At 76.0% G+C, this 14,827-nt stretch carries 14 protein-coding genes; 2 read left to right on the top strand and 12 right to left on the bottom strand.

What is annotated here, in order from left to right; genetic code table 11:
- Nucleotides 1–24: 24 nt before the first annotated feature.
- From SK069_RS06330 to SK069_RS06300, 7 genes are all read right to left on the bottom strand, one after another.
- On the bottom strand, nucleotides 25–240 hold the full coding sequence (locus SK069_RS06330; RefSeq protein WP_319953352.1) for a hypothetical protein: 216 nt from the start codon (nucleotides 238–240) through the stop codon (nucleotides 25–27).
- A complete protein-coding gene (locus tag SK069_RS06325; RefSeq protein WP_319953351.1) occupies nucleotides 237–1,922 on the bottom strand; it encodes a VTT domain-containing protein in 1,686 nt (561 codons plus the stop codon). Before SK069_RS06325 ends, SK069_RS06330 begins: the two co-directional genes overlap by 4 nt.
- Nucleotides 1,919–2,965, bottom strand: coding sequence for a 4-(cytidine 5'-diphospho)-2-C-methyl-D-erythritol kinase (locus SK069_RS06320; protein WP_319953350.1), 1,047 nt, complete (start codon nucleotides 2,963–2,965; stop codon nucleotides 1,919–1,921). The genes SK069_RS06325 and SK069_RS06320 overlap by 4 nt, the downstream gene beginning before the upstream one ends.
- Nucleotides 2,962–3,855, bottom strand: a complete 894-nt coding sequence (gene rsmA, locus SK069_RS06315; RefSeq protein WP_319953349.1) for a 16S rRNA (adenine(1518)-N(6)/adenine(1519)-N(6))-dimethyltransferase RsmA — start codon at nucleotides 3,853–3,855, stop codon at nucleotides 2,962–2,964. The genes SK069_RS06320 and rsmA overlap by 4 nt, the downstream gene beginning before the upstream one ends.
- Nucleotides 3,852–4,610, bottom strand: a complete 759-nt coding sequence (locus SK069_RS06310; protein WP_319953348.1) for a TatD family hydrolase — start codon at nucleotides 4,608–4,610, stop codon at nucleotides 3,852–3,854. Before SK069_RS06310 ends, rsmA begins: the two co-directional genes overlap by 4 nt.
- A gap of 33 nt (nucleotides 4,611–4,643) precedes the next feature.
- Complete coding sequence (locus SK069_RS06305) at nucleotides 4,644–6,185, bottom strand: class I tRNA ligase family protein (protein ID WP_319953347.1); 1,542 nt, start codon at nucleotides 6,183–6,185, stop codon at nucleotides 4,644–4,646.
- Nucleotides 6,186–6,795: 610 nt separating this feature from the next.
- On the bottom strand, nucleotides 6,796–7,524 hold the full coding sequence (locus SK069_RS06300; protein ID WP_319953346.1) for a hypothetical protein: 729 nt from the start codon (nucleotides 7,522–7,524) through the stop codon (nucleotides 6,796–6,798).
- A gap of 405 nt (nucleotides 7,525–7,929) precedes the next feature.
- Between SK069_RS06300 and SK069_RS06295 the strand changes: the two genes are divergently transcribed.
- Nucleotides 7,930–9,618 (top strand): acetolactate synthase large subunit, encoded by a 1,689-nt coding sequence (locus SK069_RS06295; protein ID WP_319953345.1) that lies wholly within the window; start codon nucleotides 7,930–7,932, stop codon nucleotides 9,616–9,618.
- A gap of 15 nt (nucleotides 9,619–9,633) precedes the next feature.
- Here the strand turns inward: SK069_RS06295 and rsmI are convergent, their stop codons facing one another.
- Nucleotides 9,634–10,440: a 16S rRNA (cytidine(1402)-2'-O)-methyltransferase gene (gene rsmI, locus SK069_RS06290; protein ID WP_319953344.1), complete on the bottom strand. Its 807-nt coding sequence runs from the start codon at nucleotides 10,438–10,440 to the stop codon at nucleotides 9,634–9,636.
- Nucleotides 10,437–11,405 carry an ROK family protein gene (locus SK069_RS06285; protein WP_319953343.1) on the bottom strand — a complete coding sequence of 323 codons (969 nt, stop codon included), beginning with the start codon at nucleotides 11,403–11,405 and terminating at the stop codon, nucleotides 10,437–10,439. The genes rsmI and SK069_RS06285 overlap by 4 nt, the downstream gene beginning before the upstream one ends.
- A 19-nt stretch (nucleotides 11,406–11,424) precedes the next feature.
- Here SK069_RS06285 and SK069_RS06280 point away from each other — a divergent pair, with 19 nt between their 5' ends.
- Complete coding sequence (locus SK069_RS06280) at nucleotides 11,425–12,720, top strand: LCP family protein (protein ID WP_319953342.1); 1,296 nt, start codon at nucleotides 11,425–11,427, stop codon at nucleotides 12,718–12,720.
- Between the two features lie 36 nt (nucleotides 12,721–12,756).
- On the opposite strand, the gene SK069_RS06275 is transcribed toward SK069_RS06280, so the two are convergent.
- From SK069_RS06275 to SK069_RS06265, 3 genes are all read right to left on the bottom strand, one after another.
- Entirely contained in the window at nucleotides 12,757–13,854 is a 1,098-nt protein-coding gene (locus SK069_RS06275; protein ID WP_406628264.1) for an alpha/beta hydrolase fold domain-containing protein, read from the bottom strand.
- A 90-nt stretch (nucleotides 13,855–13,944) separates the two neighbouring features.
- On the bottom strand, nucleotides 13,945–14,334 hold the full coding sequence (locus SK069_RS06270; RefSeq protein ID WP_319953340.1) for an FmdB family zinc ribbon protein: 390 nt from the start codon (nucleotides 14,332–14,334) through the stop codon (nucleotides 13,945–13,947).
- A gap of 19 nt (nucleotides 14,335–14,353) precedes the next feature.
- Complete coding sequence (locus tag SK069_RS06265; RefSeq protein WP_319953339.1) at nucleotides 14,354–14,743, bottom strand: FmdB family zinc ribbon protein; 390 nt, start codon at nucleotides 14,741–14,743, stop codon at nucleotides 14,354–14,356.
- Between the last annotated feature and the right edge of the window lie 84 nt (nucleotides 14,744–14,827).

The raw sequence follows: 14,827 nt of genomic DNA, 5'->3' as shown, positions 1-14,827 counted from the left end.
AGGGCGCCGCGGGGCGCCCGCGCGTCAGCTGAGGTAGCGGTCGATGATCTGCAGGCCGAGGTAGACGCCGCCGGTCGCGAAGACGCCGACGATGAAGAGGCCGAGCACGAACGCGGCGATCCGCTGGCTCCAGAGGTCGTAGATGCGGACCACCGGCACCAGGACGAGCCCGATCACGGCGGTGAGCGAGACGAGGCCGCCGACGACGAGCACGAGGTAGGTGACGAACTCGTGGCTCATGCGCCCGGAGTGTCTACCGGATCGTCCGGTCGCTCGGCCCCGCCGTCGGCGCCCGCGGGCGGCTCGCCCGGGGGCTGCCCCGGCTCGCGCGGCGCGACCCGGGCGCCCGTCGGCCCGACGACGACGTACGTCGCGATGAGGCCGACGGCGCCGACGAGCGCCATGACCGCCGCCGACAGGCCGGCGCCCGCGAGGACGTCGGAGAGGTGGTTGGCCCGCAGCGCCAGCGGGGCCGCGCAGATCGCCGCGGCGAGGATCGTGGCCAGGCCGGTCAGCCCGATCCTCCCGGGCAGCCGCCGCACCGACGGCGAGAGCGCCAGCGCGATCGCGACGAAGCCGACGGCGCCGGCCGCGGTCGTCGAGGGGAAGCTCGAGCCGGAGAGCTCCTCCAGCGCGCCGGGCGGCTGGGGCCGGGACTCGCCGTCGCGCACGAGCGCGGTGACGAGCAGCCCGATCGGGACGGTCGCCGCGAGGGTGATCGCCGTCGGCAGGCGCCGCTTGCGCAGGAGGAAGAGCACGGCCAGGGCGGTGAGCACGAGCAGCACCCACGGCCGCCCGAGCACGAGGCCGACCCGGGCGATGCTCTCGACCGGCCCGACGAGCACGTCGTCGCCCAGCCGCAGGAGCTCCCGGTCACCGCGCGTGAGCGTCCGCTGGTCCAGCAGGTTCTCGTTGCTGATGAACGCGAAGGTGCCGACGGCGATGATCGCCGTGAGCGTCGTCAGCTCGAGGCCCAGGCCGCCCGGCGTGATCCGCCCCCAGACGAACCCGGCCGGCCCGGAGATCGGACGCCAGATCGCCAGCACGACGCGGCCCGTGCGGGTCTCGCTCGCCTGGCGCAGCCAGACGCGCGCCTGCTCGCGGTTCTCCGGCTCGCTGAGCCAGTGCGCCAGGACCAGCGCACCGACGACGATCGTCACGATCGTGCCGAAGATGAACGCGCCCTGCTTCGCCCAGGCGAGCAGCTGGTCGAGGCTGCGCCAGAAGACGTAGCCGAGGACGACGAAGACCGTCGCCCAGAGCCCGCTGCCGATGATCGAGTACGGGACGAACCGCCGCGCGGCCACGCCCGAGGAGCCGAGCACGAAGGGGGCGACGGCGCGGACGAAGCCGATGAACCGGCCGATGATCACCGCCTTGCCGCCGTGCTTGTCGAAGAACGCCTCGACCTGCCGCAGGCGGTCGGGGGTGATCTTCACCCGCGGACCGTGCTTCTCGATGAACGACCGCCCGAGCTTGCGCCCGAGCAGGAAGCTCACGAGGTCGCCGAGGAACGCGCTGGCCCAGACGATCGTCAGCAGCGTGAAGAGCTCGAGCGTCCCCTCGCCCGCCAGGACGCCGGCGAGGATGACGAAGGTCTCGCCCGGCGCGAGCAGGCCGACGAAGGCGCCCGTCTCGAGGAACGCGAGCAGGGCGACGAGCCCGTAGGCCCAGTCGCCGAGCGCGTCGCCGATGTCCTCGACGATCTCCTCGAGCGGCAGGTCCTCGAGCGTCGGCAGCTCGACGGTGCCGCTGCCGAGCACGACGCCGGCGATCACCGCGACGATCGCCGCGGGCAGCGCCCAGCGGGGGCGCTTCCAGCCGCGGCGGACGGCGAGCAGGTACGCCGCCGGCGCCAGGATCGCGAGCGCGATCCACATCGGGTGGAGCTTCGCGAGCGGGAGGGCGAGCTCGACGCTCATGCCGGCAGCTCCAGGATCGAGGACACGGCGGCGCCGCCGGTCGGGACGGCGACGATCGCGCCCGCCTCCTCGCCCAGCGCGGTGGCGGCGGCACGGGCCGCGTCGGCCGACGCGAACCAGCCGATCGTCGTCGGACCGGACCCGCAGACCATCGACCGCTGGGCGCCCACCCCGCGCAGGCGGTCCAGCGCGTCGGCGATCGAGGGGCAGAGGTCCAGCGCCGCCGCCTCGAGGTCGTTGACGCAGAGCGCGTCGGGCAGCGACGGCGGCGCCGGTCCGCCGAGCGCGATCGCCACGCGGTCCTCCCAGCCGGCGAGCGCCGTGGCGGTCCGGGGGCTGTCGAGCTCGTCGCAGCGGCGGTAGACCGCCGCGGTCGAGAGCTGCGCGCTCGAAGGCAGGACGAGCGCCGCGCCGGGCAGGATCCCGGTCGAGCGCACGAGCCGCTCCCCGGCGCCGGTCGCCAGCGCGAGGCCCGGCTGCAGCTGGTGGGGGACGTCGGCCCCGAGGCCGGCCGCGAGCTCCTGCAGCAGCACGGCGTCGCCGCGGCCGCTGAGGTGCGCCGCCAGGCGCAGCACGGCGCCGGCGTCCGCCGATCCGCCGGCCATGCCGGCCGCGACGGGGATCCGCTTCGCGATCTCGATCGTCAGCGGCCCGGCGTCCCAGCCCGTGGCCGCGCGGAAGCGGCGCAGGGCGGTGAGCGCGAGGTTCTCGCCGCGGACGCCGGGACAGCGGACGAGGTCCCCGGAGGGGTCCTCGACGACGCCGGCGGCCGGCTCGGTCGGCGTGCCGGCCGGCAGGACGCACAGCAGCTCGGGGTCGAGCTCCTCGGTCTCGCCGGGCCGCGGCGGGAGCTCGTCGCCGTCGCGGCGCGGGCGGATCGCGACGTCGTCGTGCAGCGTCACCGACTGCATGACGCTCACGAGCTCGTGGCGGCCGTCGGCCTCGCGCGTCGGCCCGACGACGAGGGTCGCGTTGACCTTCGCGGGGGCCACGGTGGCCGCCGCCTGCGGCAGGTCGGTCCCGGGCCGGTTGGTCGTCGTCACGCCGCGCTCCCCCACCACCGGTCGATCTCCGTCCCCAGGGCCTCGTCGCCCTCGGCGCGCGCGAGCTGCGCCGCCAGGGTCGCGAACTGCTCCGCCGTCACCCGCTCGGCGCGCACGTCGACGGGCAGGCCGGCCGCCTCGAGCGCCACGCGCACGGCGTCGCGACGCGCGTTGCCGCCGCCGTGCAGGGCGACGGAGCGCGCCAGCGCCTTGCGGCGGTGGGCGAAGGCGGCGTCGACGAGCCGGCGCACGGCCACCGGGGCCGGCGGGCGGATCCGGCGCAGCCCGAGCAGGACGCTGTCGACGTTCGGGACCGGCGCGAAGACGTTGCGGGAGATCGGCCGCAGGACCCGGACCTCGCAGGAGAGCTGCGCGAGCGCCGACGGAGCGCCGTACGCCTTGGCGTCCGTCCCGCCGGCCGTCGCGGCGAAGCGATCGCCGACCTCCTTCTGCACCATCCCGACCCAGCGCTCGACCGTCGGCAGCTCCGCCACGGTGCGCAGGATGACGCCCGCGGCGACGGAGTAGGGCAGGTTCGACACGCAGACCGTCGGCGGCGGGTCCAGGGCGGTGAGGTCGATCCGCATCGCGTCGCCGAGGTGCAGCTGCGCGCGGCCGTCGGCCGCCCACGGCTGCAGCGCCTCGCGCAGCGGCTCCTCGAGCGCCCGGTCGAGCTCGACGACGTGCAGCGCGGCCACCCGCGGCGCGAGGTGCTCGGAGAGCACGCCGAGGCCGCCGCCGACCTCGAGCGCGACGTCGTCGTCGCGGAGCTCCGCGAGACGGGCGATGACGCCGAGGATGTTGTCGTCGACGAGGAAGTTCTGGCCGAGGTCGCGCTTCGGGCGCACGCCGTGCTCGCGCATCCGGCGCAGGCTCGGCTGGACGGTCACGCGTCGCCCCAGCCGAAGAGCCGCTGCGCGTTGGCGGTGACGACGGCATCGAGCTCCGCGAGCGCCTGGTCGCGCTGCGCGGCGACGAAGCGGGCCGTCTCGACGACGAACGCGGGCTGGTTGCGCTCCTTGCGCAGCGCCTGCGGGGTGAGGTACGGCGCGTCGGTCTCCACGAGCAGGCGGTCGTCGGGCACCGTCGCGGCGGCGAGCGCCAGGTCGCCGTTGCGCGGATAGGTGACGTTGCCGGCGAAGCTCACGTACCAGCCCTGGTCGAGGCACTCGTGCAGGCGGTCGGGCATCGAGAAGCAGTGGAGGATCACCGCGACGCCGTCGGCGTGCTCGCGCAAGGTGGCGATCGTCTCGTCGTCCGCGGACCGCGTGTGGATGACGAGGGGCTTGGCGACCTCGCGCGCGATCTCGATCTGGTCGCGGAAGGCGGCCCGCTGGGCGTCGGGCGCGGCGCTGTCGCGGTAGCGGTCCAGGCCCGTCTCGCCGACGGCGCGGCACCGCGGGTCCGCCGCCCAGGCGCGCAGCCGCTCGGCGGCCGCCGCGTCCCAGCCGTCGGCGGCGTTCGGATGGCGCCCGACGGCCGCGAAGACCTCGGGGAACCGCTCGGCCTGGTCGAGCACGACGGGGTTCGTCTCGTCGTCCATGCCGACGGTGAGGATCCGCGTGACCCCGGCGCCGCGGGCGCTCGCGACGAGCACCTCGTCGTCGGGCGCGCACGAGGCGAGGTGCGTGTGGCTGTCGATCATCGGCGGGCGCGGGCGGCGTGGGCGGTCCGCGGCTCAGGCGAGCGCGGGCAGGTCCTTCGGGAACAGCGGCGCGAGCTCGCCGACGGGCTCGGCGGACGCGCCCCGGGCGCCGAGGGCGCCCCCGTCCCAGTCGAGGTCCGGAGCGCCGAGCGCGTCCAGGAGCGTCGTGGTCGCCGCCGGCAGCCACGGGTGCAGGAGGACCGCGACCGACCGCACCCCCTCCACGAGCGTGCGCAGGACGACGTCGAGCGCGTCCGGCGCGGCGCCGGGCTCCCCCGCCGCGCCCGGCTTCTCGGCCTTCGCGAGCGTCCACGGCGCGCGCTCCTCGACGTAGCGGTTCAGCCGCCGCACGCGCTGCCAGATCTCGTCGAGCGCCTGGCTCACCTGCCCGTCGTCCAGCAGGCCCGCCACGGCGTCCGGCAGGCCCGCGAACGCGGCGGCGATCTCCGGATCGACCGCGACGTCGGGGACGATCCCGTCCCGGTAGCGCCGGACCATCGCGAGGCTCCGCGAGGCGAGGTTGCCCAGGTCGTTGGCCAGCTCGGTCTCGTAGCGCGCCCGCAGGCCCTCGAGCGAGACGGAGCCGTCGTTGCCGAAGCTCACCTCGCGCAGGAGGTAGAAGCGCACGGCATCGGCGCCGAACGCCTCGACGGCCTCGAACGGGTCCAAGACGTTGCCCTTGGACTTGCTCATCTTCTCGCCGCCGACGAGCAGGAAGCCGCCGACGAGCAGCCGCTTCGGCAGCTCGAGGCCCGCGGCGAGCAGGAGCGCCGGCCAGTAGATCGCGTGGAACTTCAGGATGTCCTTGCCGATGACGTGGACCGCGGGCCAGTGGCTCGCCGTCAGGTCCTCGCCGGGCCGCGCGAACCGCAGCGCGGTGACGTAGTTCAGGAGCGCGTCCCACCAGACGTAGAAGACGTGCTCGGGGTCCCATGGGACCTCGACGCCCCAGCTGATCGCGCTGCGGCTGAGCGACACGTCCTGCAGGCCGCCCTTGATGAACGCGAGCGCCTCGTTGCGGCGCACGGCGGGCACGACCCAGTCGGGGCGCTCCGCGTAGAGCCGCTCGAGCGGCTCCTGGAACGCCGACAGGCGGAAGAACCAGTTGCGCTCCTTCTCGCGGCTCAGCGGGATCCCGTGGATCGGGCAGGTGTTGCCCTCCGCGATCTCCGACTCGGTCTTGAAGTCGGCGCACTTCGGGCAGTACCAGCCCTCGTACTCGCCCTCGTAGACCCACCCGTTCTCGCGGACCCGCGTGAGGATCTCCTGCACCGCGGCCTTGTGCCGCGGGTCGGAGGTGCGGATGAAGAAGTCCGACGAGGACTCCAGGGGCCCGCGCATCGCCTCGAACTTCGGCGCGTTCTCGTCGACGAGCTCCTGCGGGGAGATCCCCCGGTCGGCGGCGACGTTCGCCACGGGCTCGCCGTGCTCGTCCGTGCCGGTGAGGAAGAGGACGTCGTCCCCGCGCTGCCGGTGGTGACGCGCCAGGACGTCGGCCACGATCGTCGAGTACGCGTGACCCAGGTGGGGAGCGGCGTTGACGTAGAAGATCGGGGTCGTGACCTCGTAGCCCATGCCCCCTGCAGGCTACCGGCGGGACCCGCTGCGCCCGTCCCCCGGGCGCCCCGGGCGGCGACGCGGCGCAGCCCGTCGGCGGTCCGGCGATCGGCGCGGTGTCGGCGGTCGGGGCGCCGTGGGACCGGTGCCGGGCGTGGAGCCACGCGGGGATGCGGGTGAACGCGACGGCGTCGTGATCGCCGTCGATGACGTCGACGTCCACGATCCGCAACGCGCCGGGCTCCTCGCGCGTGAACGCCACGGCGGCGTGCCGGTCCTCGACCGCGCCCTGGGGAGCGTCGCCGTGGGCGAACGCCCCGGGGACGTGCGGCGAGCACGCGCCCCAGCCGCCGTCCCCGGCGCGGTGGAGGACGACCAGGACCGGCACCGTCCCCCTCGTGGCCTTCGGCGTCGTCTCGATCGGGCTCGTCCCAGCTCCTCGATGCCCGTGTCGCGACGGATCGCGGCGAGCGTGCCCGGCGCGGCCTCGTGGTCGTCGCGCCCGCCGGCCGGCACGGTCGTCGAGCGGCCGCCAGGGCCCGCCAGCGCTCGTGCGATCCGCTCGCGCGCACGCTCTCCCACCCAGGCTTGCGCCGGATCCGGCGCACGTCCCGGTACGTCCTCGCCATCAGCGCGTCCTCTCGCTCGACGCCGCCGCGCCGCCACCGGAGTGGCGGCGCGTGCGCGCCGCCCGGCGCACCGCCGACCGCCCGAGGGCCAGCCCCGGCAGGCCGACGGCCGCGAGCGCCAGACCGACCCAGGCCCACGGCGGCGCCGGGCGGTCCCCGGGCCGGAGGACCGCTGCACCGGGGGCGGGCTGGAGGCTCGGCGTCGGGACGTCGGCGGGGGCCACCGGCGGCGCGACGCGCGCAAGTGGCGTGCCCCGGGGCGCAGGTGCGCCCCGCGGCGCGCGCTCCGGCGTGCGCAGGCGTCCGCGGGGCGCCGGGCCGAGCGGCACGAACCGCCGCGGCGCACGGGGCGCCGCGAGCAGCGGCGTCGGGTCGACGTAGCCGAAGGGGTCCGCCGGGCGACGGACGCCGAGCGCGACGGTCCGGCCACCGGCCCGTCCGAGCCGCTGCCCGGCGGTCGCGCGGCGTCCGCGCGCGACGGCGCCGGGCGCGACGCCCGACACGGTCACCGCCCATGCGCCGCAGCGCACGGTGACCGTCCGCGATCGCGGCGTCCGCCCGCTGAAGGTCACGCGCCCGGTGCACGGCGCACGGACGGGCGCGCCCGCGGGGACGGAGAACCGGACGACGCGACGCCGCCCGCGACGGAAGGGCGCGCGACGGTCGTAGCGGTAGCCGGCCGTCACGGGTCCGTCGACCGGTCGCACGAGGGCGGGTGGCGCGTCCATCGCGCGACCGTAGGACGCCGCCGGCCCGTTCCCGGCGGGCTGCGCCGTTCCGGCGCGCACACGGGCCGACACCGGCACGGGCCGTCGCGGAGTCGCCACCGTCCGTCGACGCGTGCCCCCCGCGCGACGCGAGACGGCCATCGTCGGGCGGGCCAGCGGACCGCCGGGGCCGTGCGTCGCGCGACGCCTGCGGGCCGCCAGCCGCCAGCCGCCGCGACCGGTCTCGCGGCGATGCCCGGCACGACGCCCGGTCGTCCGGGAGGCGCAGGCGACGCAGGCGACGCAGGGCGCACCGCTCGGCCTCCGGCCCCGGCCGGCGGCGCCCGTCGCGGCACCGGCCCCGGCATGCCGGTCGCGGCGAACGGGTACGTTCGGCGGGACGCCGCGTCCTCACCCGGAGCCTCGATGACCCGTACCGCCGCCCACCTCCTCGTCGACTGCCTCGAGCAGGAGGGGGTCGAGGTCGTGTTCGGGATCCCGGGCGAGGAGAACATCCACTTCGTCGACGCGCTGCGCGACTCGCCGATCCGCTACGTCCTCGTCCGCCACGAGCAGGCGGCCTCGTTCATGGCCGAGATCTGGGGCCGGCTGACCCAGCGGGCCGCGGTCTGCTCGGCGACGCTCGGCCCCGGCGCGATCAACCTGCAGCTCGGCGTCGCCGACGCGACGACGAACAGCACGCCGCTGATCGCCCTCTCCGCGCAGGTCGGCCGCGACCGCTCCTACAAGGAGTCCCACCAGGGGATCGACCTCGTGCCGATGTTCGCCCCGATCACGAAGTGGTCGGCGCTCGTCCCGACGCCGGAGTCCGTCCCCGAGATCGTCCGCAAGGCCTTCAAGACCGCCCAGACCGAGCGGCCCGGCGCGGTCTACCTCGCCGTGCCGGAGGACATCGAGGGCGCGGAGATCGCCGAGGACCTGCGACCGCTGCGCATCGATCGCGTGCGGCCGAACGAGCCGACGGACGCGCAGGTGGAGCGGGCCCTCGACGTGCTGCTGGCCGCCGAGCGCCCGATCGTCCTAGCCGGGCACGGGGCGGCCCGCGAGGGCGCGCAGGCGCAGCTCATCGCGTTCGTCGAGCGCGCGGGCATCCCCGTCGCCTCGACCTTCCACGGCAAGGGCGTCTTCCCCGACGACCACCCGCTCGGCCTCGGCGCGGTCGGCTTCATGCGCCACGACTACGTGAACTTCGGCTTCGACGCGGCGGACGCGATCGTGGCGGTGGGCTACGAGCTGCAGGAGTTCGACCCGGTGAAGATCAACCCGGACGGCGACGCCGAGATCGTCCACGTGCACCGGTTCCCGGCCGAGGTCGACGCGCACTACCCCGTGGCCGTGGGCCTGCACGGGTCGATCGCCCGGTCGCTCGAGCTGCTCACCGCCGGCCTCGCGCGCCGCCAGGAGGCCGGCGAGGCCTCCGCCCCGAACGGCGCGCCGCCGGTGCTCGACGCCGGCTCCTGCGACGCGTCGCGGATGCTCGCCGACGAGCTCGAGCGCGGTGCCGCCGACGACCGGTTCCCGGTCGCCCCGCAGCGCGTCGTCGCCGACGTCCGCGCCGCGCTGGACCGCGAGGACGTCGTGCTCGCCGACACCGGCGCGGTGAAGATGTGGATGGCGCGGCTCTACCCGACGTACGCCGCGAACACCTGCCTGCTCTCCAACGGGCTCTCGACGATGGGCTTCGCCCTGCCGGGCGCGCTGGCGGCGAAGCTCGTCCTGCCCGAGCGGCGCGTGCTCGCCGCCTGCGGGGACGGGGCGTTCCTCATGCACGCCCAGGAGCTGGAGACCGCGGTCCGCGAGAAGATCCCGCTCTGCGTCCTCGTCTGGGAGGACGACGGCTACGGCCTCATCGAGTGGAAGATGGAGATGGAGCTCGGCCGCTCCTCGTCCGTGCGCTTCGGCAACCCCGACGTCGTCGCGTTCGCGGAGAGCTTCGGCGGCCGCGGCGTCCGGATCGGCGCCGCCGACGAGCTGCGCCCGGCGCTCGACGAGGGCCTGTCCTCGGACGGCGTCACCGTCATCGCGTGCCCGGTCGACTACCGCGAGAACCTCCGGCTGACCGACCGCCTCGGCGAGCTCACCGAGGCGCTCTGACCGACGCGGCGGCGCTCAGCCCGTCGCGTGCAGCGCGCGGTAGAGGTCGTTGGCGGGCACCCCGGTGAGCTCGCCGACGACCCGCGAGGCGGTCCGCGCGCGGGCCCCGTCCTCGACGAGCCGACGGACGGCGTCGAGGGCCGGGCCGAGATCGCCCTGGCCCGCCGGGGCCGCCGCGACGACGAGCGTGATCTCGCCGCGGGCGCCGTCGGCGAACCGCGCGGCGACCTCCCCGGCCGGCCCGCGCACGACCTCCTCGTGGAGCTTCGTCAGCTCGCGGCAGACCGCCACGACGCGCGACGGATCGGCGTCGGCGATGGCGCGCAGCGTCGCCGGCAGGCGCTTGGGCGACTCGAACGCGACCGTCGCCTCGTCGCGGTCCAGGAGCTCCAGCAGCTCGCTCGCCCGGCGTGGCAGGAAGCCGACGAAGCGCCATCGGTCGACCGGGATCCCGGCCACGGCGACGGCCGCGACCGGCGCGCTCGCGCCCGGTCGGACCTCGACCGGCAGGCCCGCGTCCCGCGCGGCGGCCACGAGCCGCCCGCCGGGGTCGCTGATCACCGGCATGCCGGCATCGCTGACGAGCGCCACGAGCGCTCCGCCGCGCACGCGCTCCAGGAGCTCGACCGAGCGGGCCGCCTCGTTGTGCTCGTGGAGGCTCACCGTCGGCACGTCGATCGCGAAGCGCTGCAGCAGCGTGCGGGTGTGCCGGGTGTCCTCGCAGGCGACGACGTCCGCCGCGCGCAGCGCGTCGAGGACCCGCGCGGTGACGTCGTCGAGGTTGCCGATCGGCGTCGCGCAGACGACGAGCCGCCCGCTCACGCGAGCTCCTCGCGAGCGAGGACCCCGCCGCCGATCATCCCCGCGTCGGCACCGAACCGCGCGAGCTCGACGCGTGCCTCGTCGGCCGGCGGCCGCGCGCGTCGGCGGGCCTCCGCCCGCGCCGGGCCGAGGAGCAGCTCGCCGGCCGCGGAGACGCCGCCGCCGATGAGGATCGCCTCGGGGTTGAAGACGTTCATCGCGTTCGCGATCCCGACGCCGAGCAGCGTGCCGATCCGCTCCACGGCCTCCCGGGCGGCGCGGTCGCCCTCGCGGGCCGCCTCCGTCACGTGCTGGCCGGTGATCGTCGTGCCGTCGGCGGCGAGCTGCGCCAGGCGCGACCCGGGCCGCTGACCGGCGATCCGCTGGCCCTCGCGACCGAGGGCCGACCCCGAGGCCAGCGCCTCGAGGCACCCGTGGTTGCGGCAGGCGCCCTGGCAGGGCGGGCCGTCGAAGTCGATGACCATGTGCCCCAGCTCCGTCGCCGCCCCCGTGGCGCCGCGCAGGAGCTGCCCGCCGGCCACCACGCCGCTGCCGATCCCGGTGCCGATCGTCAGCAGGACGGCGTCGCCGCAGTCGCGCGCGGCGCCCAGGCGCCACTCGGCGAGCATCGCGCAGTTCGCGTCGTTGTCGAGCGCGACCGGCAGCTGCAAGCGGTCCTGCAGCTCGTCGCGCACGGCCACCCCCTGCAGCGGCAGGTGGACCGTCGAGACCGCCACCCCGCGGGCGCGGTCGATGAGCGACGGGATCCCGACGCCGACCGCCGTCACGGGCCCGTGATGCCCGTCGGCAGCGGCCTGCAGCAGCGCGCGGATCTCGTCGACGACGACCGTCAGGAGCTCCTCCGGGTCGTCGGAGCGGGGCGCCGGCGAGTACGCGCGGTCGAGCACCCGGAGGTCGTCGTCCAGCAGCCCGGCGAGGAGCTTCGTCCCGCCGAGGTCCACACCGATGACGCACCCCGCAGGCACGCGCGGCACCATACCCGTGATGCCCGAGCGGGATGACGCGGACGAGCGCGGCGGCGAGAGCCGCCCGGAGGGGGGCGACGGGCGACGTCGCCCCGCCGCTCCCGGCTACACCGTCTACGGCACCGGACGGCGCGCGCGGCGCGATCCCGGAGCCGGCGGGCCGGGTCCGCGCGGCGCCACCCCCCGGCGACCGGCGGACGAGTCCGGCGCCGGTCCCGGCGCGCGGCTGCCGTACACGACCTACCAGGCCCGGCGCCGGTTCGGCCGCCGCGCCGACGACGGCGAGCACGTTCCCGGCGAGGAGCCGGGCCGCGCCCGCGCCCCGCGGCGCCGCCGGCCGGGGCTCGGGCGGCGGATCGCCCGCTGCGTCGTCGGGTTCGCCGTCGCCTGGGTCGCGTTCTCGATGCTCCTCTTCCTCGTCTCGGCGCAGATCCACCAGGACGGCGGCGGCGCCGACGACCTGCTCGGCGGCGGCGGCGCCCCGTTCACGCCGACGAACGTCCTCGTGCTCGGCAGCGACGCGCGACCGAAGGGCTCCAAGGAGCCCGGCGCCGAGGGCGGCGAGAGCAACTCGCGCACGGACACGATCATGCTCATGCGCACCGGCGGGTTCGCGAACGCGAAGCTCGGGATCCCGCGCGACACCGTGGTCGACCTGCCCGGGCACGGGCTGCAGAAGATCAACGCCGCCCACGTCTTCGGCGGGACGAAGGGCAGCGTCCAGGCGGTCGAGTCCCTCACCGGGATCGACGTCCACCACGTCGCGGAGATGGACTTCGCGAACTTCCCGGGGCTCATCGACGCGATGGGCGGCGTCTCGTTCCAGGCGAAGACCTGCCTGACCGCCGTCGTCTCGGGTGGCAGCGGCAAGGACGGCCGCTCGGGGGTGACGTCCGGCACCGGGCGGTACTTCGGCGGCACGTCGTTCCGCCTGCGCAAGGGTCGCAGCTACCACCTGACCGGCCGGCAGGCGCTCGCACTGGCCCGGGTGCGCAAGAACACCTGCGACGCCGGTCAGGACGACGTCGATCGCGCCGGCCGCCAGCAGCAGATCCTCTCGGCGATGAAGCGGCGCGTCCTCTCCCCCGCCGGCTTCGCGCGCCTGCCGCTCATCGCGTGGAAGGCGCCGCAGGCAGTGAAGACCGACATGGGCGGGTTCTCGCTGCTGGGGGTCGCGATCGGGCAGTTCCTGCCGGGCGGGGGGTCGAGCCAGGTGCTGAAGCCCGTCGGGGTGCAGACGCTGCCCGACGGCGGAGCCGGCCTGACCGTCAGCCCGTCGACGATCGACCGCGCCCGCCGCAAGTTCGACAAGTAGCGGCGGGTCGGGCCGGGGGTGCCCGGCCCGGTCCGGTCAGGCCCCCACGGCCGCCTTGCGCGGCGCGCGACGCCGCCCGCGCCGCGGCGGCGCCTCGAGCAGTCCGCGCAGCGTCCCGGCGGTCTCGACGAGCGCCTCGCGGGACGCGGTCCCGACCCCGAGCAGGTTGATGAAGCCGTGGATGAGCGAGGCGTGGCGCCGCTGGATCACCGGCACCCCGGCGGCCGCGAGCGCGGCGGCGTAGGCCTCGCCCTCGTCGCGCAGCGGGTCGAAGCCGGCGGTCACGACGATCGCGGGAGCGAGCCCGGAGAGGTCCTCGGCGTGGATCGGCGAGAGCCGCGGGTCGCGGGGGTCGTGCTCGACGCCGTCGAGGTAGTGCCCGAGGAACCACTCGATGAGCGGCGCGGTGAGGAAGAACTCCTTGCCGAACGTCTGCCGCGACGGCCGCTCCTCGACGAAGTCGATGCCGGGGTAGAGCAGGAGCTGCACGTCGGGGGCGCGCTCCCCGTTGCGCGCCGTCGCGAGCGCGAGCGTCGCCGAGAAGTTGCCGCCGGCGCTGTCGCCCCCGACCGCCAGGCGCTTCGGGTCCGCGCCGAGCTCCCCGGCGTGGGCCACCGCCCAGCGCCAGGCCGCGAGCGTGTCCTCGTGGCCCGCCGGGAACGGGTGCTCGGGCGCGAGCCGGTAGTCAACCGCGAGGACGTGGACGCCGGCGTGCGCGCAGAGCACGCGGCACGGCGCGTCGTGCGTGTCGAGGTCGCCGGTCGCGTAGCCGCCGCCGTGGAAGAAGACGAGCAGCGGGCGCCCGTCGGCGTCGCCCGGCGGGCGGTAGTGGCGGGCGGGCAGCGGCCCGGTCGCCCCGTCGATCCGCAGGTCGCGGACCGCGCCGACGGGCGTCGGGCGGCCGGCCGTCAGGAGCGACCCGCGACGCAGCGACGCGCGGCCGCCGGCGAGGTCGAGCGTCTCGATCAGTGGCTCGCGGGCGAGGCGCTGGATCTGGAGCATCGTCTGCGTCGCGGGGTCGAGCGTCTGCCCCTCGACGACGATCGGGCGCTCGCCGAGCCGGCGCCGCGTGGTCGGCGAGAGGCGGGCGGCGCGGGACAGCAGCCGTGCCTCGACGCGCTCGCGCGGCGTCAGGCGGGGCGGGCCGGTCGGCGTGCTCATCGGCGGAAGGCTACCGGCCGGTAGCGTCATCCGGCTACCGATGCGTAGGCAGCCTGCCGCCGGTCAGGGCTGCGGCTTGGGCCTCGGCTTCGGGACGGTGGCCTTCGGGGCCGCGTCGCCGCGGACCTTCGCGGCCTCGCGTGCCCGCGCCTGGTCGGCACGCCGCTGATCGGCGGCCTTCGCCGCCTTCTGGCGCTCGGCGCGCTGCGCGCGCATCTTGTCGTCGTGCGCGTCGGCGCCCGCCTCGGCGGCGCGCTCGAGCTCGCGGTTGCCCCGGACCGTGCCCACGTCGTTGGTGTAGAAGCCCGAGCCCTTGAAGTGGATCGCCGGCGCGTGGAGCACCCGCACCACGGGCTCGCCCGTGTCGGGGTCCTGGGTCAGCGGCTCGTCCGCCATCCGCTGGACGACCTCGAACGTCGAGCCGTCCGGCCGCCGGTACTCGTAGATCGGCATCGCGCGGACCGCCGGCGCCTCAGGAGCTGGGCGCCGCGGCGGGGGCGCTCGACGCGCCGCCGGACGAGGACGAGCCGCCGGTGCTCGCGCTCGAGCCGTCGGAGCCGCTCGAGGAGGACGACGACCCGGCGTCGCTCGAGGACGCCGCCGAGGACGAGCCGTCACCCGATCCGCCGTCGCTCTTGCTCGCGTCCCCGGAGGGCGAGGAGTCGCCGCCGCCGACCGGCCGCTTCTTCGTGCCGTAGTCGGTGTTGTGGAAGCCCTTGCCCTTGAAGTGGATCGCGGGGGCGCTCAGGACCCGCTCGACCGGTACTCCGGTGTCGGGATCGTGCGTGAGGGCGTCGTCCGAGAACTTCTGCAGGACCTCGAACGTCGTGCCATCGGGCCGGCGGTACTCGTAGATGGGCATCTCGATTCCAGTATAGGCCGACCCGCGCGGTTCGCCACCCCGGCTTGGCACTCTCCGAGCGCGAGTGCCAACGGGCCGCGCGGC

The organism is Patulibacter brassicae, from assembly GCF_033949425.1.
Taxonomy (GTDB): domain Bacteria; phylum Actinomycetota; class Thermoleophilia; order Solirubrobacterales; family Solirubrobacteraceae; genus Patulibacter; species Patulibacter brassicae.
Note: the sequence above shows the minus strand (reverse complement) of the source record. Positions and strands in the feature narration are given on the sequence as shown.